Origin of the sequence: Nocardia sp. NPDC050175, assembly GCF_044459885.1 — a bacterium.
In the GTDB taxonomy this organism is placed as follows: domain Bacteria; phylum Actinomycetota; class Actinomycetes; order Mycobacteriales; family Mycobacteriaceae; genus Nocardia.
Map to the genome: position 1 here is coordinate 575,638 of NZ_JBITJI010000005.1, position 18,523 is coordinate 594,160.

Here is an 18,523-nt window from a genome sequence, read left to right on the forward strand (position 1 = left end):
GCCCATGACAATCTTCCCGCCATGCCGAGCATCCGCCACGAAGTCCCTCTCGAATTGCTGCGCCACAACCCTCATTTGGCCGCCGCGCTGTTGACGGATACCGGCGTCGAGCTACCCCCCCCGGAGCGAGGGCTACGGTCAGCGACAGCAACCTCAGCACCTGCAACCCACCCGAATTCCGCGCCGACGCCGTGACGCTCCTGCGCGGCACCGACGGCAGCAAGCTGGCCGTCATCACCGAATCTCAGTCGGCCGCGCCCAAACGCGGGAAACGTAGGGCGTGGCCCGCCTACGTGGCAGTAGCCCAATCCCAGCACGACTGCGATGCCGTCCTGGTCGTCATCGCGTCGAGCCAAGCCACGGCGAACGCCTGCCGCCGCACCATCCACACCGGGCACCCAGGATTCAGCCTCGATCCCATCGTCATCGGCCCGCACAACACCCCGGATCCCACGGACCCGGCATTCGCGGGCGTCGCCCCCGAACTCACCGTCCTCGCCGCTCTCACCCACGCCCTCGACCTGACCGACGACACCAACCGCCGCCTGGTCCTCGACAAACTCGCCACCCTCGATCGCGAGACCCGCACGACTTACACTCGATTTGTCCAGCACGCCGCATCGGATGCGGCTAGAAAAGCCCTGGAGGAGCTCATGGCCAGCCCTACCTACCGAGATGACTTCGTCGATGGCCTGCTCGAGCAAGGAGAGGCTCGTGGCGAGGCTCGTGGCGAGGCAAAGATGCTGGTGCGGTTCCTCGTCGCACGCGGATTCGAAGTTTCGGACGATCTCCGCGGGCACATCCTGACTTCCTCGAACACCGAACAGCTCGAAACATGGTTCGACAAAGCAGTAGTCGCCGATTCCTTGGATACGATCTTCGGCCACTGACCGAGCCAGATTCGACGTCCAGATGGCCGTGGCAGGACTCGTTCAGGGGCAAACGGTCGCCTCCTGGTGGACGGTAGCTTCCCATGCCACCACGAGGCGAATCCGTGTTAACTTAGATCGGAATCGATACTAACTTAGTTGATCGGAGGCGACCATGCGGTCTGCCGTCATCGTCGATGTCGTTCGTACCCCTTCGGGCAAGGGGAAGGTTGGGGGTGGGTTGTCGGGGGTGCATCCGGCGACCTTGCTTGCCGGGGTGTTGGCGGAGTTGGTGGCGCGGAACGGGCTGGATCCGGCGTTGGTCGATGATGTGGTCGGCGGGTGTGTGACGCAGAGTGGGGAGCAGGCGTTCAACATCAGTCGGACGGCGGCGCTGGCTGCGGGGTTTCCGGAGTCGGTGCCTGCGACGACGGTGGATCGGCAGTGTGGGTCGAGTCAGCAGGCGGCGCATTTCGCGGCGCAGGGGGTGATCGCCGGGGCGTATGACATTGCGATCGCCTGCGGGGTGGAGTCGATGAGCCGGGCGCCGATGTTCTCGAATGCGCAGGGTAAGGATCCGAATCAGGGGCCGCTGGCGCATCGGTATCCGGAAGGGCTTGTGCAGCAAGGGATTGCGGCGGAGGTGATCAGTGCGCGGTGGAAGTTCGATCGGGCGGCGCTCGACGAATTCGCCGCTCGCTCGCATCGGCTGGCGGCGGAGACGGCCGCGGCGGGTGGGTTCGCGAACGAGTTGGTTGCCGCGGGCACCTTGACCGCGGATGAGACGATCCGCCCGACGACGACCGCCGAGGGATTGGCGGGGCTGAAGCCCGCGTTCGTGGATGAGCAGTTCTCCGAGCGGTTTCCGGAGATCGAATGGTTGATCACGCCGGGCAATTCCTCACCGCTCACCGACGGAGCCTCGGCCGCCTTGATCATGAGCGAGGAGTCGGCGAACAAGCTGGGCCTGCGTCCGCGCGCCCGGTTCCATTCGTTCTCGGTGGTCGGCGACGACCCGCTGCTCATGCTCACCGCCGTCATCCCGGCCACCCGCAAGGTCCTGGAACGCGCCGGGCTGAGCATCGACGATATCGACGCCTATGAGGTGAACGAGGCGTTCGCGCCGGTGCCGCTGGTGTGGCAGCACGAGCTCGGCGCGGATCCGGCCAAGCTGAACCCGCGCGGCGGCGCGATCGCCCTTGGTCACCCACTCGGCGCCTCCGGCACCCGTATCCTGGCCACCATGGTCAACCATCTCGAGCAGACCGGCGGCCGCTACGCCCTGCAAACCATGTGTGAGGCAGGCGGATTGGCGAACGCCACCATTATCGAGCGCCTCGGATGACGCCCGCTGTCAGGCGACGGACCCTCGACGAGGCGAACCGATGACGGCGGCCCTGGCCGGCCTCGATCTGCCAGCGCTGCAACGGTATTTCGAGGCCCACGTGCCGCAGACCGCCGGACCACTCACCGCTTCGCTGCTGAAAGGCGGCAAGTCCAACCTCACCTACCGCCTGAACGACGGAACGAACGACTGGGTGCTGCGCCGCCCACCACTCGGCCCGCTCACCCCCACCGCGCACGACATGGCCCGCGAATACCGCATCGTCGCAGCCCTCCAGGACACGAACGTCCCTGTCGCACAGGCGATCGCGCTATGTGAGGACACCGAGGTGATCGGCGTCCCGTTCGCGGTGGTTTCCTTCATGGACGGTCACGTCCTCCAGGACGGCGACCAGACCGCCGCACTCACCACCGACCAGGCCCGCGCCTGCTCGGAGGCCCTGATCGACACCCTGGCCGCACTGCACGCGGTGGACTACACCGCCGTCGGCCTCGCCGAATTCGGCCGCCCCGCCGGCTATCTCGCCCGTCAGGTGAAACGCTGGCGCGGCCAGTGGGACCGGGTCGCCACCCGCGAACTCGACGCCCTCGACCGCCTCACCGACGCCCTGCGCACCGCACTGCCGGAACAGGCGGCCGAAACCATCGTGCACGGCGACTACCGCCTGGACAATACGATCGTCGACCGCAACGACTTCGGCACCATCGCCGCCGTGGTCGACTGGGAGATGGCCACTCTCGGCGACCCGCTCGCCGATCTCGGTCTGCTCCAGGTCTATTGGGACGCCCGCTGCGAGCCGGTGCTCGGCGTCCGGCACGCCCCGAGCGCCAACCCCGGCTTCCTGTCGGCCGACGAGATCGCCGAACGCTACGCCGCTGCAACGGATTACCCCCTCGAACACCTCCCCTTCTACCGCGCCCTCGGCTACTTCAAGCTGGCGGTCATCGCGGAGGGCATTCACCAACGTTTCCTCGCGGGCAAGACGGTCGGCGACGGCTTCGCCACCATCGGCGCGGCCGTGCCGCTGCTGCTCGACGCCGGATTGGAGATGCTCGAATGACCGTCCGCAGCGCCCTGGTCACCGGCGGTTCACGCGGCATCGGCGCCGAGGTGGCCCGCCGCCTGGCCGACGAGGGTTACCAGCTGACCATCGCGGCCAGGAACAAGGACGTGCTCACCGACACCGCGACCCGACTGCAGGACGAGACCGGCGTCGAGGTGAATCCCGTTGTCGCCCAGATGAACGACCTCGACCAGGTGCGCGCGCTGGTCCACGCGCACGCCGACCGCTTCGACGGCCTGCACGCCCTGGTACTCAGCGCGGGCACCGGCACCGCGGGCACCATCGCCGACATGCCGGTGAAAACCTACGAGCGCATGCTCGACGTCAACTTCCGCGCACCCATCACCCTCATCCAGGCCGCACTCCCGCTGCTACGCAAGAGCGCACAGGACGATCCGCACCGTGGCGCGAAAATTATTGCCCTCGCCTCCATTACCGGTGTCGCGGGCGAGGCCGGTCTCGCCGCATACGGCGCGACCAAGGCCGCACTGATCTCGCTCTGCGAAACCCTCTCGCTGGAGGAGTCGGCCAACGGCGTCAGCGCGACCGCCATCTCCCCCGGCTACGTCGACACGGACATGACCGCGTGGAAACGCGACGTCCTCGATCAGTCGGCCATGCTGACCACCGGCGACATCGCCGAGATGGTCCTCGCGATCACCCGGCTCTCCCGCAACGCGGTGGTGCCGAACATCGTCATCTCCCGCGCCGGAGACCAACTCTGGCGGGCCTAGCCTCGACCACGTGATTTGAGCCTCAGCCGCCCATCCAGACCTGGCCCGGAGTTACGCTCGAACCTCGAGTCCTGTTCATGGGACGACTAGGGAAGGGGCCCTGATGGCGAAGGTCTTCTCGCATCTCGATGACGCGCTACGCAAGTTCATCAGCGAGCAGTCGATGTTCTTCGTAGCGACCGCACCGGTCGAAGGCGGGCTGGTCAACCTGTCTCCCAAGGGTTATCGCGACACCTTCGCCGTCCTCGACGATCACACCGTCGCCTACCTCGACCTCTTCGGCAGCGGCTCGGAAACCATCGCGCATCTGCGCGAAAACGGCCGCATCACCATCATGTTCTGCTCGTTCGACCGCACCTCGAAGATCCTGCGCCTCTTCGGCACCGGCCGGGTGGTGCGCCCCGACTCCGCCGAATTCGATACCCTGCGACCACATTTCGGCCTGCAGCACCCCGGCCTGCGCGCCGCCATCGTGATCGACGTCGAGCGCATCGCCGACTCCTGCGGCTACTCGGTCCCCTACTTCGAACTCGTCGACGAACGCCCGGTGCTCGACGCGCTGCACAACCGCCGCACCGACGAGGATTTCGCGCGCCGCATCGCGGGCGACAACTCGATCAGCCTCGACGGCCTGCCCGCGCTAGAGCCGGACCACCCGCTGCCCTCGGCCATTCCCCGCTAGACACCGTTCGCATATCCCGCCTCGTCGGTGCCGGTCTGCGTATGCTCGCCGACATGCGACTGAGCACCCGCAATCAGATGGACGGCACCGTCATTTCGGTCACCCGCGGCGAGGCCATGGCGGTGGTCCGGGTCCGCCTCGCGGGCGGCGACGAGATCACCTCCTCGATCACCCGCGACGCCGTCGACGACCTCCAACTCGCCGACGGCGTCCAGGTCAAGGTGCTGATCAAGTCCACCGAGGTCACCCTCGGCGTCGAGTAGCCAGCCGGTTACCGAGCGGGTATCGGCGTCAACTCCGCCAGCTCCTGCTGCACCAGCCGGTCGTGCGCCGCCGCCTCGGCCGCGGCCTTCTTCGGGTTCCAGTGCCCTGCCATCAGGAAGACGAACGGCAGGAACACGATCTGGGCGATCAGGCAGATCCACCACCAGCGTGCCCACTGATGCGGCGAATCGGCCTTGGCCTGCTGCACCTCGGTCGCGTGCGCGGCGAGGTAGGCCTGGTCGTCGGCGGGGATGGTGCCGACCGACTGGAGTTGCGCGCCCGCCTGCGCGAGCTTCGGGCCGACGGTGCCGAGGACCGCGAGGTCGGCGGGCGGAATCTGCTGCACGGCGGTCAGCCGCGCGATCGCCTGATCGACCGGGATGCCGAACTTCTTGGCGACCTGCCCCACCGCCGCGAGTCCGGCGTTCCCGTCACTCGGATTCGCGGCGAGCGCCGCCTGCGTGGCCGGTTCGATGGCCTGCAGTGTCGCGAGTTCCTCCGAGTATCGGACGGTGAGCCCGAAGGCCGTCTGGATCTCGGCGGGTGACGCGCCGGTCAGCTTGGTCAACGCCGTCACCTGGGCGACCTGGTCGTTCGGGTTCTTACTCAGCGCCGCAAGGGTTTCCGGCCCGACCTGTTGAATGGTCGCCAGCTGCGGGCCGTACTTCGCCTGGATCTCCTGCAGCCGCGGACCGTAATTGACCAGCGGACCGGCCGCGTTCACCACCACCAGCAGGCCGAACAGCACGACCGTGACGACGCTGCGCAGCGTGCCGCCCCACACCGCGAGACCGACCGCGGTCGCCGCCGGATTGCGTTCCTCGACGGTCTCGGTGAAGCTCGCCATCCAGGTCGAGTAGGCGATGCCGGTGCCGACGGCAATGATCACGAACACCCAGGCGAAGGTGTAGTAGCCGGTGTCCGGTTTGTCGGTGTACCCGATGAACAGATACATGCCGATCACGCTGATCACCGCCCCGACGATCATGAACGGCTTGCGCACCTTGAGGTAGTCCGAGGCGATCCCGGCCAGCACCAGCGCGACCGCGTTGGCGGTCCAGTACCAGTTGCCGAGCGCGTTGGCCTTGGCCGGACTGAAGCCGAAGTTGGTCGCCATATAAACGGGCAGGAACGACACGATCGTATAGAAGAAAGCCAGGAACAGGCTGATCGCCAACGCCGAACCGATGATGTTGGGGCGCAGCATCTGGCGCCACTGCCCCTGCTCCAGCTTCCCGACGTCGAGTCCGCGGGCCCGCGCCTCGATCAGCGCCCGATCGCGCAGCGACACCATGATCTGGTCGCGCAGCCGCGGGCTGAGCTCACGCAGGCCGACCAGCGCGATCACCGCGATGACGAGGCAGATCACGCCGCACAGCCGGTAGTGGTACTGCCAGTCCGGGTGCGCGTCCAGCGACCGGGTAGAGATCTGGGTGGTGACCAGGGCGCCGATCACCGGGCCGAGGGTCCAGAAGCCCATCGCGGAGGCCCGGCCGAGCTGCGGCGAGAAGTCGCGGATCAGCGCGGGCGTGGCCACCAGCACCGCGCCCTCGACGATGCTCACCACGACGTAGACGAAGAGGTACTGCTCCTTCGTGGTGGTCGCGGGCACCGCGAACAGCGTCAGCAGCGAGCAGATCACCACGCCGTAGGCGACGATGTTGGCCCGGCCCCACCGGTCGAGCAGGCCGGCCAGCACCGAGGCGGCCGCGCCGAACGCGGCGCCGATGATGAAGATCCAGACGAAGTAGGCGAACGACAGGTGGAAATAGGCGATCAGCTCATTGCCCACCGCGCCGGTCACGAACAACTGGTAGTAGAGCCCGATCGACGCGATGACCACAACGGTCAGATACCAGGAGCGGGCGGGCGTATCGGGATAGTGCGGTAGCTTGCGCTGCCACAGCCCGGTGAGAATGGTGGGCGGTGCGGCGGTCTGGGTCGAACTCATGGTCGAGATGCCTTTCTAGCCACGGCATCTCGTCCGGCTCTACCTCGAGCCGGCACGAAGGACCGGGTGGCAACAGGCTAGTGATTGGCACCACTGCCCGCAGGCATTTCGCGACACGAGACCGAAACGTGTTCTAGTTATAATTCGTGGGATGAAATAATTGAGCATTCGCCAGAGCAGAACCTGATTCGATATCGCAAGGGCACATTCACCCTTGCGATATCGAATCCATTAGGGCAGCAGAGCTATAGATGTCCAGTCGCTCCAAAGTAGCCGAACAACTCGATGCGACGGGACATCTGATTTCGCACGAACATGGGTAACTCGTCGGGTACAGGCCAACCTGCCCCACGACGTCACCGCCTGCCGCCTAGGCGGCAGCTCCCCGCACCTAAGTCTGGCCTGAATACGCGGAGCGGCGGGCTAGCGCCGGTAACGCTTACAGGTAGGCGCCACAGACGGGCCAGGCACCGGGACCCTGGGTGGCGAGCACGTTCTCCGCGACGCGGATCTGCTCGGCCCGGCTGGCGTTGCTCGGGCTGCCTACGCCGCCGTTGGCGGACCAGGTGCTCTGGGTGAACTGCAGACCGCCGGAGAAGCCGTTGCCGGTCTCGGTGCCCCAGTTGCCGCCGCTCTCGCACTGTGCGACGGCGTCCCAGTCGTGGGCCGACGCGGTGGCGGTGGACAGGCCGAACGGGACGGCCACGAGGGCGCCCAGTGCGGCGGTGAGGCCGAGGACGCGGGTGAACTTGCGGTTATGCGACATGGCGGATTTCCTGCCTGCGCCCACCGGCACGGCACGTGCTCGCCGTGTCCCTGCCCCCAGGTAGGTCGGGGATCCTCGAACCGCGGGACAGGGTTACCGGCATTCAGCGGTTCGAGTTCGGGCCCGTCGTAGATCGGGCTCCGGCGACGGTAGCGAAGAAGTCGCTGCGAATCACGCTTCGATCACATCGAAACTCTCTAGACCGCAAGTAGAGGGTTATCCCGTTTATGCATCACGAGCAGGTAAAAGGAATCGATCAGGCAAAAGTCAATTGTTACGTTATGTGCCCGAGATCACGGATAGACTGTGTTGTCGGTCGCACGCCGGGCATCGGCGTCCCACTCAGCGGGACGCCGATGAAAACTTCGCTATGTACGACTCGAATACGCGGCGAACCGCGCGATGAACGCCGACCTCGGCAATCTCCTACTTGCCGTGCGCCCGCAGTTGATAAAGCCCCTCGGTCTCCGCGACAAGCACGCCGTCGGCATCGGTGACAACCGCGCGCAAGGTGAAGTCCGACTTCCCGTTCGCGGCAGCCTCTTCGGCGATCCTGGCGATCTCCGCCGCGGGCAAACTCGCCTCCGCGCGCACATCGGTCTTCGCGGCCTTGCGGAAGAACACGTGCAGATCCTTGACCAGCGGATAGAACGCGGAGTTGTCGAACGTGGCGATCGCGATCGCGCCACCGAGAATCTCCGCCACCGTGAACAGCACTCCCGCGTACATCGTGCCGAAGTGGTTCCCGTTGCCCTCGATCGGCACCGTCGTCGCGGCAAACCCCGGCCGCACCTCGACCGCCGTCACGCCCATCCGGTGCGCGATTGGAATGGTGAATTCCAGTGCCCCGTTGACGATCTCCGCGAACGGCGGCGTCTCCACCTCGTCACTCATCCCGCATCATCCCTTCGCGCCGGTGGCGACAAGCACCTCGTCTCGGCCGCCTCACCGAAGCGTAGCCCGCCCGATGGCAAACCCGGTGCGGCGCTGACCGTCTCGCGGGTGCCACGCCAGGATCACCGGCGTTGCGTGAATCTCGCACGCCACGGGCGCATACTGCACTGGGTTCGCCAGGCCCATTCGGCGATTCGTGCTCTGTCGCGGCGAATCGCACCCATCACCAGACAGCCGAGGTGTGCAATGACCAGCATGGACAAGGCAACGGTCGCCGTGGCGGCGCTGACGTTCGCCGCATTGTCGGCGGTTGCCGCGCCCGCGGCGAGTGCCGCACCGGTGTGCGGCGGGGCAGGCCAGCCGACGGTGGTGGCCGCGGCACTGCCCGGTGCGCTGGAGGGATTGACCGTCGACGCACGTGGGCGGGCCTATACAACAGACCTGGCGACCGGTCGGGTGTATCGGATCGACGCGCCGGGCGCGGCCCCGGTCCCCATCGCGACCGTGCCCAGCGGCGGTGGCGGCGCGCTCGCCTGGACACCGGACGACAAACTGCTGGTCGGCTACGGCGCGGACGCACGATCCTTCGTCGGCGACACCCTGCGCCATGCCGGGATCATCGAACTCGATCCGGACACCGGCGCGGTCCGGCCCTTCGCCGCGGGACTCAGCGCCGCGAACGGCATGGACGTCGCGCAGGACGGAACCGTCTACGCCACCAACGATTTCGGCAATCTCGTCGGCCGCGTCTATCCGAACGGTGCGGTGCAGGCCGATTGGACATCGTTCCCGAGTGCGAACGGCGCCGTCCTCGGCAAGGACGACGAATACCTGTACGTCAGTAGGACATTCGCCAACCCGGGGGTGAGCCGGATCCCCACCGCCAACCCCGGCGCACCCCAGTCACTGCTCGATCTCGGCGGCGGCGACGCGCTCGCCGCACCCGACGGCCTGACCCTGGACTCCCTGGATCGCCCGGTGGTCCCCCTCAATACCGCGGGGCAGGTCATCCGGATCGATGCCCCGAACCAGTACTGCGTCCTCGGCGGCGGCAACCCACTGACCAGCGTCCTCACCTATGGCCGCGGCACGAGCGGCTTCTCGGCGGGCCGCCTGTTCGGTGCCACCTTCACTGGCGTGGTCTACGAGATCCCCGGCGGCTTCGACCCGAACGCCCGCACCGCGACCCCCTGACGCCGAGACCTACCGCTATTCGGCGGCCGCCCAGCCGATCATAGGATGGCTGGTGCAGAGCTGTTCCGGGTCGTGGCCGCATGGAACTCGGGCCGGGTAGCCGAGTACGACATCGTCCATGCGGCACATGGAGGTACGGATTGCGTTCTCGCACCAAGATCCTGATCGGCACCGCATTGATCGTGGCGATCGCGTTGGTGGCCGGTGGGATCCTGTTCGCCGTCCGGGACGCCGCACGGGACGAGGCCGCACCGATCTGCCCAGGTGACGAGGCCTCGTCCGCGCCGGGATGGACGTCGACGAATACCGATGTGGCCGCCGGGTTCGAGCAGCATCCGTTCGTCGGCAACGGCTACCTCGGGCTGCGGGTGCCGCCGCGCGGCACGGGATACGTGTCGACCGGCGAGATGAGCGGCTGGCCGCTGTACACGCCCCGGTACGACGGCGCCTTCGTGGCCGGTTTGTACGGGCACACGCCGGGGCTGGCCGACGATCGTGAGGTCGCGGCGGCGCTGCCGAACTGGTCCGCACTCAACGTCGGCGTCGGTGACGACACGTACTCCGCGAGCACACCGGCCGCCCAGATCACCAACTTCTCGCAGACCGGGTATCTGCGCTGTGGATTGGTGCGCACGACGCTGACCTGGACCAGCCGGGACGGCAAGGCCACCGATCTGGTGTACGACGTCGTCACAGATCGGGTCGATCAGCATGTGGGCGCGGTGCATCTCACGCTCGTCCCGCACTGGTCCGGTGCGATCACGGTGACCGATCTGCTCGACGGCGCGGGCGCCCGCCGGATGACGCAGACCGAAGGCGGCGCGGGTGATGGCGCTATCCGGGTCGGCTTCCGCACCGAGGGCACCGGAGTCGTCGGTGCGGTCGCGTCCGTGTTGAGCACCGGGGCTGCGCAGCAGCCTGCCCCGGCGCGCGATCTCACCGTCAGTCAGCAGAACCGGCTCACCGTGCGGGACGGAAGGACTTACGAGGTAACCAAATTCGTCGGCGTCGACACCGCGCTCACCGCGCGAGATCCCGTCGCCGCGGCTCAGGACGCGGCGCAGCGGGCGGCGCGACAGGGCTGGCCGGAGCTGCTGGCGGGCACGGCGGCGCAGTGGCGTTCGCTGTGGCGCGGCGACATCGAGATACCGGGCGGCTCCGACCTGCAGACGTGGGCCCGCGGCGCGCTCTACTCGCTGTACTCGAGCACGAATTCCCAACAGGACAACAGTATTTCGCCCGTCGGACTCAGCAGCGACAACTATGCGGGGGCGGTGTTCTGGGACGCGGACATCTGGATGTTCCCTGGCCTGCTCCAGTTGGCGCCGGATCTCGCCAGATCCGTGGTGGACTACCGGTTCAAGACTCTGCCCGCCGCGCAGGCGAACGCCCAGCAGCTCGGCTATCGCGGCGCCTTCTATCCGTGGACCAGCGAGAGCCGGGGTGCCCTCGCGGAATGTCACAGCTGGGATCCGCCGCACTGCCTGACCCAGGTCCATCTGCAGGGCGATATCTCGCTCGCGGCCTGGCAGTACTACCTGGCCACCGGCGACACCGATTACCTGCGCGGCCGCGGTTGGCCGATCATGCGGAACCTGGCCGAATTCTGGGCCTCGCGGGTCACGCCGAATCCCGACGGCAGCTACTCGATCGAAAATGTCGCGGGCCCTGATGAATACAGCAACGGCGTCAACGACGGGGTCTACACCAACGCGGTTGCCGCACTGGCACTGCGCAATGCGGCCCGGGCCGCCGAGATCCTCGGCCAGCCCGTCCCGCCGGAGTGGACCGCGATCGCCGACCACTTGCGTATGCCCTTCGATCCGGCGCGGCAGATATTCGCCCAGTACGACGGCTATCCTGGGACGCCTATCAAACAAGCGGATACCGTACTGCTGATCTATCCGCTGGAATGGCCTATGTCGCAGGATGTTTCGGCCAACACTCTCGAATACTATGCCGAGCGTACCGATCCCGACGGTCCGGCGATGACCGACTCGGTGCACGCCATCGATGCCGCGGCGATCGGCACGCCGGGCTGTGCGACGGACACCTACCTCGAACGCGCGGTTCGGCCGTTCGAGCGCGCACCGTTCGGGCAGTTCGCGGAGGCCCGCGGCAACAAGGCGGGCGTCAAGGACGCACTCGCGGGTGCGCCCGCCTTCACCTTCGTCACCGCCGCAGGCGGATTCCTGCAGACGTTCACCAATGGTCTGCTCGGGTTGCGCTTGCGGGCCGACGAGGTTCGCATCGATCCGACCCTGCCGCCGGAATTGAGCGCGGGACTGCGTATTCGCGGCATGCATTGGCAGGGAAGGACTTTCGACGCGGAGATCGGACCCGACGACACGAAGATCACGCTGAAGGACGGTGCGGCGATGCAGGTCCGGACCGCGACCGGCACCCAGTTGGTCAGCCGCGACCAGCCGCTGAGCGTCAAGACCCGTCGACCTGACCTGACGCCCACCGACAACCTCGCCCGCTGTAAGTCCGTATCCGCGAGTTCGGCCGAACCGGGCCGGTACGCCGAGGCCGCGGTCGACGGCAGCATCGCCACCGGCTGGGCGCCCGACGCCGATCGAGGCACGCTCACCGTCGACCTGGGCACGGAAACCCCGGTCGGACGGATACTTCCGCACTGGTCGGATCCGGCGCCGACGGCACCCTCCGTCGCGGTGTCTCCCGACAACAAGACCTGGACGGCAGTCACCGTCGACCCGGCAACCGGGACCTTGGCGAGCCCGATCTCCGCCCGCTACGTCCGGCTGGACATCGCGGCGGCGGACCCGACTGTCCATCCAGGTCTGCGCGAGCTAGAGATCGCCGCCCCACCGAAGTAGGCCTCGCTTCGTCCCGAGCCGAGTCCGCGCAGTCTCGGTACAGTGAGCGACGATGAACCCCGATCGTGCCAGCGAGCTTGCCGCGCAACGGGTGGCAGCCGCGCACGCGGACCCCGAGCAGCGGTTGGCGCTGGCGTCCGGCTGCTATCCGGCGCGGCTGAGCGCCTACGCGCGCGCCGAACTGACCTTTCTCCGCTGGGAACTGACCCGCGGCGTCCTGCACCCGGTTTCGGGTAGTCCGTGGTGGCGCGCGGTCAACGATCGTCTCCTGCATGATCAACTGGAAGCCACGCTGCTCGGCGCAAGCAGTCCCGCGTCGACGCCCGGTGCGCGACTGTGGCAGCGGTTTCTCGCCGCACCGTCGCCGGTCAGCTGGTATCGGGCGCACAACCTCAGCATCGTCGCGGGCTATCTGGAGAACCAGCAGCTGGCCGAGGCCGAACTCGAGGTCGAGCAGCTCATGATCAACGTGACGCTGGCTCGGGTGCTGTTCACCCATGCCCTGATCGAGTGCCCCGCCCTGGCCCTCGGCCGGTTTGCCCGCCTCGGGCCGCGCGTCGCCGATCCGCGCAGCAGCTCGGTCGGGCTGTTCCTGGACCTGCGCAATGTCTTCCCACGGCGATACCCGTTGCACGACTACTCGATTCACCAGTTGCTCGCGGACGAGGGACGCGCGGCTCGGGCCATCGACTTCGGTCTGATCCTGCCGAAACGGGTCCCGGTCTATACGTTCGCCGCGAACAGCCTCGGTGAACCGCGGCTGGCGGCGCTCGTCGAGGGCGACCTGTTCCGTTATGGCGGACCGACCGTCGATCCGACACAACTCGAGGCCGACGCGCTCACCCGTGTTGTCGCGGCCGCCACTCGCACTCGTGGTGACCGGCGGATCCGGGCCAAGCGCGCGGACCGGGTTCAGCGGCCGACGGCGTAACCCTGCATGCCACGCGGGTTCGCCGCCGCGGACAGCATCCCAGACTCCGGGTCACGCGCGACAGCGCACAGGCGACCTTCCGACCACGGTCCGCCAACTGTGACGTCGTGGCCGCGGCGGCGCAGGTCTTCGATGACCGACTCGTCCATCCTCGACTCGACGACGACCCGGCCCGGCTCCATCTCACGCGGGTAGAACGAGCTGGGGAACGACGAGTTGTGCCAGTTGGGCGCGTCGATCGCGGCCTGCAGGTCGAGGCCGCCGTAGGCGACGGACAGGAAGAAGTGCACCTGCCACTGGTCCTGCTGATCGCCGCCGGGGGTGCCGAAGGCCAGCACCGGCACGCCGTCGCGCAGCGCCAGTGCGGGAGTCAAGGTGGAGCGCGGACGATGGCCCGGGACAAGGGTGTTCGGCAAACCCTCGTCCAGCCAGGCCATCTGCAGGCGGGTGCCGAGCGGGAAGCCGAGCTCCGGGATGACGGGGTTCGATTGCAGCCAGCCGCCGCTCGGGGTCGCCGAGATCATGTTGCCCCACTGGTCGACGATGTCGAAATGGCAAGTGTCGCCGCGTACTTCACCGGTGCTGGCGAGAGCTGGTTCACCCGCACCGACTGCCTCGGGTACCGGCTCCGAGCCACCGATATGCGAGCTGAGCAGCGGTGTACGTCCATCCGGGCGGCCGGGGCGCAGCTCATAGGACGCCTTCGCTTCGATCAGCTTTCGGCGCTGTGCGTTGTACGACGCCGAAAGCAGCACGGGCACCGGCACATCGGGCACGTCGCCGTACCACGCCTCGCGGTCGGCCATCGCCAGCTTGCAGCCCTCGATGAGCAGATGGACGTACTCGGCGGAGCCATACGCGGGCAGCTCATCGGGCAGCAGGGCGAGCTGCTGCAGGAAGGCAGGCCCCTGACTCCACGGCCCGACCTTGCAGAGCGTCCACCCCTGCCAGTCGTAGGTCGTCGGCGATTCGTAAGTCGCCGACCAGTCGGCCAGATCCGCCGCCGCCAAAGTGCCGACATGCCGCTCGCCGCTGGTATCGAGGGTGGGTCGCGCCGACTGCCGCACGATCGCCTCGGCAATGAACCCGGTGCGCCAAATCCGCCGTGCCGCTTCGATTTCGGCGACTCGGTCGCCACCACCCTCGGCAACGGCCTGATCGATCAACCGACGCCAGGTCCGACCGAGCGCCGGATTGCGAAACAGCTCACCGAGTTTCGGCGCCGCGCCGTCCCGCAAATAGACCTCCGCCGAGGAGGTCCACTCGGTCGCGAACAGCTCGCGAACCTTCGCCACCTGCTGCTGAAACTGCGGCACGGGCGGATGCCCATCCTCGGCATACCCGATGGCATAACGCAGCAGCTCAGCCAAAGACCTTGTGCCGTAATCACGCAACAACACCATCCAGGCATCGAAAGCGCCAGGCACCGCGGCCGCCAACGGCCCGGTACCGGGCACGAAGTCGAGCCCCAGCCCACGATAATGCGCCGCGCTCGCACCCGCCGGCGCCGCCCCCTGCCCACACAACACCCGCACCGACTCCCCCACCGGAGCCAGCATCATCGGCACCTCCCCCGCAGGCCCATTCAAATGCGGCTCCACCACATGCAACACGAACCCAGCAGCAACCGCCGCATCAAACGCATTCCCACCCCCCTCGAGCACCCCCATAGCCGACTGCGACGCCAGCCAATGCGTAGACGACACCATCCCGAACGTCCCCCGCAATGTCGGCCTGGTGGTGAACATCCCAACCCCTCCGATCTCACTCCGCACCCGGACAGGCGCGAATACCCATGAAAAAGTACCGACCCCAACGCCATACCCCCTACACCCGTCCACACAACGGCGCGCCCTCTAGCAGCGTGTGGCCTACGACGATGCGGGCGCGCTCAGAAGTGCTGTGAGGTCGACTGCGTTGAGGTGTTGCCGAACCCGCTCGGCAAACAACGGCGCACCGGCCTTCTTCAACATCTCAGGTAGGGACACGCTGCCATTGCCACTCCTTCGAACGTGGTAGACGAGTTGTTCCCTCGTCACAGCAAGCACGGCATGCGGGGCGGTATCGTCGACGAGCTCGAAAAACTCGTCGGCCGAGTAGATCTCGTACGGGAGATCGTCGATCTCGCGGAAATGTTTGACGTTGTCTGTCAGCAGGATATCGACGTTGCCATGGACAGCGGCACAATGGACGTGCGCATCACCCGGATCCGGATACGTCCCAGCGGCATCAACCGGGTAACCGCTGATCCGTCCGGCCTTGAACACACTCTCCAGCCTGCGCCGGATACCACCCACCTGAGCGTCATCGAGGAACGGGTTCTTCTTACGCAGGTGATAGTGGAACTCTGCCATGATGTCGTCGGTCCACATGACCTCGAACATCTCGCCGCCACCCTGCAGGTACAGCAAGGCTAGCCAGTCACGGAGCGTGCGTGAGTACAAGATGTTGGCGTCGACCAGAACGTTCGTACCCCACCCGCTGACCATGCCGAGCATGGTACAAGCGACAGCATGTGCGTTACCGAAATGGGCTGTTATGCAGGCAAATTGGTCAGTCGACCAGGCCCAAGTCGTCTTCGAGTTGACGGAGTTCGTCGAAGGCGTGACGTTGCTCTGCGCTTTGCTGTTCTTTGAATGCGAAAACGTCTTTGCTGAGCAGCCTGGTGTGGGATCGGACCTTGTGCGCAGGGATTGCGCCCTCCTTGACCAACTTCATCAAGGTGGGGCGAGACATACCGAGAATCTTCGCGGCGGTCGTTGTGGTCAGTTCGTTGGGCACGCTGGCTACGGTGACCGTGCAGCCACGGCTGACCAAGTCGAGAACCTGGCCGATGAGCGAGGACAGTTCGGCAGGCATCTCCACGGTGTCGCCGCCGCGGAGACCGATCAGAACTCCAGCCGCATCCGCGTCTGCGGCAGCATGCTGGACCTGGTCGACGCGGGCCTTGAACACACGAGCCTGCTCGACTTCGCTGGAGCTAATCGACAGGACCGCCCTGTCGTCGCGAATGATCGTCTCGCCCATCGGCTCGTGCTCCTTCCTGCGATAGGTGGTCAGTCCAACGTAGCTCTTTGCACTTATAAGTGCAACCAACTTGGGCGTGGCGGACCTCGGGCGGGTCAGGTGAGTTTGTGGGCGTAGACGGCTAGGCGGACTCGGTTGTCGCAGGCGGTTTTGTCCATCAGGTTGGCTACGTGGGTTTTGATGGTGGTTATGCCTAGGTGGAGGTGGGTGGCTATTTCTTGGTTGCTGAGGCCTTCGGCGATGAGGGTGAGGACTTCGTGTTCGCGGGGGGTCAGGGGCGGTTGTGCGGGTTGGGGTTTGGGGGTGGGGCGGGTTTCGATGGCGCGGTCGACCAGGCGGCGCATGAGGGGTGGGGAGAAGAGGATGTCGCCGTCGGCGGTGCGGCGGATGGCGGTGAGCAGGTCGGTGGGGGCGGTGTCCTTGACGAGGTAGCCGGTGGCGCCTGCGGCCAGGGCGGGGAAGAGGTGATCGTCGTCGTCGAAGGTGGTGAGTACCAGGACTTTTGCCTCGGGGCGGGCCGCGACGATCTGTTCGGTGGCGGCGACGCCGTCCAGGCCGGGCATGCGCAGGTCCATCAGGATCAGGTCGGGCGACAGTTCGGCGTTCAGGCGGATGGCTTCGATGCCGTTGGCGGCCTCGCCGACGACCGCGAAATCGGGGGTGGATTCGATGAGCATGCGCAGGCCGGCGCGGACCAGGCGTTGATCGTCGACCAGTAGCACGGTGATCATCGCGTGGCCTCCGCTCCGATCGATGTCTCGACGCCGGGGAGCCAGGCGTCGACTTCCCACCCTTGTGCGGTCGCCCCGACGGCGAACGTACCGCCCGCGAGTTCGACTCGTTCCCGCATGCCGATGATGCCGTGACCGGCGGGGTTCGTGCCGGAGACGGCGGTGCCGCTGCGGACGTGGACGGCGATCCCCTCGGCGCGGCGGACCACCCGAATCTGAACCGGGGTGGTGGGCTCGGCGTGCTTCATCACGTTGGTGAGCGATTCCTGCACCAGCCGCAGCAGGGTGAGCCTGCCGATCGCGTCGAGTCCGGTCAGCTCCGGTGCGATGTCGGACTCGACGGTGAACCCGGCTACCTCGACGCGGCGCACCGCCGCGGCCAGCTCGGTCCGCACGGCGTCCGCGTCCACCAGCGCGACCTCGCCGAGCGCGGGATCGCGCAGCGCGGCGAGCAACCGGCGGATGTCGGCGAGCGCGTCGGCCGCGGTGGCGCGCACGTCGTCGAGCACCGCGTTCACCCGGGGATCCTGATCGGCGACGACATGGCGGGCGATGCCGACACGCAGCACGATCGAGGCCATATGGTGCGCGATCAGATCGTGCAGCTCCCGTGCCATGGCGCTGCGTTCGGCCGCCCTGGTGCGCAATTCGGCTTCGGCCCTGCGGGTTTCGGCGTCGGCCGCGCGCAGGCGCAGGCTCGCGGCGAGGTCGCGTTGGCCGCGCAGGTACAGCCCGAGTAGCAAGGGCACACCGACGTAGGTGCCCGTCTCGACGACGGTGGCCGCACCCCAGAGGGTGGCTTCGTGGCTGCCCCACTGGCCGAGCAGCACGGCCAGCGCCCAGCAGGCCGCCGCGACCGCCACCCGCCAGTTCTGCCGGGTGCGCATCGCCACTTCGACCAGCGCGACGGCACCGAGAAACGGCACCAGTCCCGACAACCCCCACGGGTGCATGCGGAACATCGGCACGGCGAGGGCCGAGAGCGCGATCGAGACGGCCAGCGGCCACCGATCCCCCACCAGGAACGACCAGCACGCGAACATGGCAAGCAGCCAGTAACTCCAGGGCACCTGGTACTGGCCGGGGAAGGTGCTCGCCACCAACAGCACCGGGACCAGCACCTGCGGCAGGCAGCGCACGATCAGCCGCACATCGCGCCGCACCCGGATCTCCGTCACACGTCAACGGTAGGGGACTGCGAATCAGCCGCCGCAGATGGCACCGGGCGCGTC

At 67.1% G+C, this 18,523-nt stretch carries 17 protein-coding genes; 9 read left to right on the top strand and 8 right to left on the bottom strand.

Annotated features, from left to right (window positions below; genetic code table 11):
• Positions 1-191 precede the first annotated feature (191 nt).
• The 6 genes from ACIBK2_RS20440 (at position 192) to ACIBK2_RS20465 (ending at position 4,956) form a co-directional block, all read left to right on the top strand.
• Positions 192-890, top strand: coding sequence for a hypothetical protein (locus tag ACIBK2_RS20440; protein ID WP_396969082.1), 699 nt, complete (start codon positions 192-194; stop codon positions 888-890).
• A gap of 154 nt (positions 891-1,044) precedes the next feature.
• Positions 1,045-2,214 (top strand): thiolase family protein, encoded by a 1,170-nt coding sequence (locus ACIBK2_RS20445; RefSeq protein ID WP_396969083.1) that lies wholly within the window; start codon positions 1,045-1,047, stop codon positions 2,212-2,214.
• A gap of 40 nt (positions 2,215-2,254) precedes the next feature.
• A complete protein-coding gene (locus ACIBK2_RS20450; protein ID WP_396969084.1) occupies positions 2,255-3,274 on the top strand; it encodes a phosphotransferase family protein in 1,020 nt (339 codons plus the stop codon).
• Positions 3,271-4,011, top strand: a complete 741-nt coding sequence (locus tag ACIBK2_RS20455; protein ID WP_396969085.1) for an SDR family NAD(P)-dependent oxidoreductase — start codon at positions 3,271-3,273, stop codon at positions 4,009-4,011. The genes ACIBK2_RS20450 and ACIBK2_RS20455 overlap by 4 nt, the downstream gene beginning before the upstream one ends.
• Before the next feature lie 103 nt (positions 4,012-4,114).
• Positions 4,115-4,693, top strand: coding sequence for a pyridoxamine 5'-phosphate oxidase family protein (locus ACIBK2_RS20460; RefSeq protein ID WP_396969086.1), 579 nt, complete (start codon positions 4,115-4,117; stop codon positions 4,691-4,693).
• Positions 4,694-4,746: 53 nt separating this feature from the next.
• Positions 4,747-4,956 (top strand): molybdopterin-binding protein, encoded by a 210-nt coding sequence (locus ACIBK2_RS20465; RefSeq protein WP_396969087.1) that lies wholly within the window; start codon positions 4,747-4,749, stop codon positions 4,954-4,956.
• 8 nt (positions 4,957-4,964) lie between these two features.
• Here the strand turns inward: ACIBK2_RS20465 and ACIBK2_RS20470 are convergent, their stop codons facing one another.
• The 3 genes from ACIBK2_RS20470 to ACIBK2_RS20480 all read right to left on the bottom strand — a co-directional run bounded on the left by ACIBK2_RS20470 (position 4,965) and on the right by ACIBK2_RS20480 (position 8,568).
• Entirely contained in the window at positions 4,965-6,908 is a 1,944-nt protein-coding gene (locus ACIBK2_RS20470) for an MFS transporter (protein WP_396969088.1), read from the bottom strand.
• Between the two features lie 439 nt (positions 6,909-7,347).
• Entirely contained in the window at positions 7,348-7,674 is a 327-nt protein-coding gene (locus ACIBK2_RS20475) for a transglycosylase family protein (RefSeq protein WP_396969089.1), read from the bottom strand.
• 426 nt (positions 7,675-8,100) lie between these two features.
• On the bottom strand, positions 8,101-8,568 hold the full coding sequence (locus ACIBK2_RS20480) for a PaaI family thioesterase (protein ID WP_396969090.1): 468 nt from the start codon (positions 8,566-8,568) through the stop codon (positions 8,101-8,103).
• Positions 8,569-8,814: 246 nt separating this feature from the next.
• Here ACIBK2_RS20480 and ACIBK2_RS20485 point away from each other — a divergent pair, with 246 nt between their 5' ends.
• The 3 genes from ACIBK2_RS20485 to ACIBK2_RS20495 all read left to right on the top strand — a co-directional run bounded on the left by ACIBK2_RS20485 (position 8,815) and on the right by ACIBK2_RS20495 (position 13,533).
• Positions 8,815-9,762 carry an SMP-30/gluconolactonase/LRE family protein gene (locus ACIBK2_RS20485; RefSeq protein WP_396969091.1) on the top strand — a complete coding sequence of 316 codons (948 nt, stop codon included), beginning with the start codon at positions 8,815-8,817 and terminating at the stop codon, positions 9,760-9,762.
• Positions 9,763-9,902: 140 nt separating this feature from the next.
• Complete coding sequence (locus ACIBK2_RS20490; protein ID WP_396969092.1) at positions 9,903-12,602, top strand: discoidin domain-containing protein; 2,700 nt, start codon at positions 9,903-9,905, stop codon at positions 12,600-12,602.
• A 52-nt stretch (positions 12,603-12,654) separates the two neighbouring features.
• Positions 12,655-13,533 (top strand): hypothetical protein, encoded by an 879-nt coding sequence (locus tag ACIBK2_RS20495; RefSeq protein WP_396969093.1) that lies wholly within the window; start codon positions 12,655-12,657, stop codon positions 13,531-13,533.
• Here the strand turns inward: ACIBK2_RS20495 and ACIBK2_RS20500 are convergent.
• The 5 genes from ACIBK2_RS20500 to ACIBK2_RS20520 form a co-directional block, all read right to left on the bottom strand.
• Entirely contained in the window at positions 13,515-15,281 is a 1,767-nt protein-coding gene (locus tag ACIBK2_RS20500; RefSeq protein ID WP_396969094.1) for a gamma-glutamyltransferase family protein, read from the bottom strand. The genes ACIBK2_RS20495 and ACIBK2_RS20500 overlap by 19 nt on opposite strands.
• 123 nt (positions 15,282-15,404) lie before the next feature.
• A complete protein-coding gene (locus ACIBK2_RS20505) occupies positions 15,405-16,022 on the bottom strand; it encodes a PIN domain-containing protein (RefSeq protein ID WP_396969095.1) in 618 nt (205 codons plus the stop codon).
• Between the two features lie 64 nt (positions 16,023-16,086).
• On the bottom strand, positions 16,087-16,560 hold the full coding sequence (locus ACIBK2_RS20510; protein WP_396969096.1) for a helix-turn-helix domain-containing protein: 474 nt from the start codon (positions 16,558-16,560) through the stop codon (positions 16,087-16,089).
• A gap of 95 nt (positions 16,561-16,655) precedes the next feature.
• The gene (locus ACIBK2_RS20515; RefSeq protein WP_396969097.1) at positions 16,656-17,291 is read right to left on the bottom strand and encodes a response regulator; all 636 of its coding nucleotides are present in this window, start codon (positions 17,289-17,291) and stop codon (positions 16,656-16,658) included.
• On the bottom strand, positions 17,288-18,469 hold the full coding sequence (locus ACIBK2_RS20520) for a sensor histidine kinase (protein ID WP_396969098.1): 1,182 nt from the start codon (positions 18,467-18,469) through the stop codon (positions 17,288-17,290). Before ACIBK2_RS20520 ends, ACIBK2_RS20515 begins: the two co-directional genes overlap by 4 nt.
• Between the last annotated feature and the right edge of the window lie 54 nt (positions 18,470-18,523).

What these genes read in the sequence shown, in the direction of transcription:
- ACIBK2_RS20445 (WP_396969083.1), top strand. Translation starts at nt 1,045, where the DNA reads ATGCGGTCTGCCGTCATCGTCGATGTCGTTCGTACCCCTTCGGGCAAG.
- ACIBK2_RS20450 (WP_396969084.1), top strand. Translation starts at nt 2,255, where the DNA reads ATGACGGCGGCCCTGGCCGGCCTCGATCTGCCAGCGCTGCAACGGTAT.
- ACIBK2_RS20455 (WP_396969085.1), top strand. Translation starts at nt 3,271, where the DNA reads ATGACCGTCCGCAGCGCCCTGGTCACCGGCGGTTCACGCGGCATCGGC.
- ACIBK2_RS20460 (WP_396969086.1), top strand. Translation starts at nt 4,115, where the DNA reads ATGGCGAAGGTCTTCTCGCATCTCGATGACGCGCTACGCAAGTTCATC.
- ACIBK2_RS20465 (WP_396969087.1), top strand. Translation starts at nt 4,747, where the DNA reads ATGCGACTGAGCACCCGCAATCAGATGGACGGCACCGTCATTTCGGTC.
- ACIBK2_RS20470 (WP_396969088.1), bottom strand. Translation starts at nt 6,908, where the DNA reads ATGAGTTCGACCCAGACCGCCGCACCGCCCACCATTCTCACCGGGCTG.
- ACIBK2_RS20475 (WP_396969089.1), bottom strand. Translation starts at nt 7,674, where the DNA reads ATGTCGCATAACCGCAAGTTCACCCGCGTCCTCGGCCTCACCGCCGCA.
- ACIBK2_RS20480 (WP_396969090.1), bottom strand. Translation starts at nt 8,568, where the DNA reads ATGAGTGACGAGGTGGAGACGCCGCCGTTCGCGGAGATCGTCAACGGG.
- ACIBK2_RS20485 (WP_396969091.1), top strand. Translation starts at nt 8,815, where the DNA reads ATGACCAGCATGGACAAGGCAACGGTCGCCGTGGCGGCGCTGACGTTC.
- ACIBK2_RS20495 (WP_396969093.1), top strand. Translation starts at nt 12,655, where the DNA reads ATGAACCCCGATCGTGCCAGCGAGCTTGCCGCGCAACGGGTGGCAGCC.
- ACIBK2_RS20500 (WP_396969094.1), bottom strand. Translation starts at nt 15,281, where the DNA reads ATGTTCACCACCAGGCCGACATTGCGGGGGACGTTCGGGATGGTGTCG.
- ACIBK2_RS20505 (WP_396969095.1), bottom strand. Translation starts at nt 16,022, where the DNA reads ATGGTCAGCGGGTGGGGTACGAACGTTCTGGTCGACGCCAACATCTTG.
- ACIBK2_RS20510 (WP_396969096.1), bottom strand. Translation starts at nt 16,560, where the DNA reads ATGGGCGAGACGATCATTCGCGACGACAGGGCGGTCCTGTCGATTAGC.
- ACIBK2_RS20515 (WP_396969097.1), bottom strand. Translation starts at nt 17,291, where the DNA reads ATGATCACCGTGCTACTGGTCGACGATCAACGCCTGGTCCGCGCCGGC.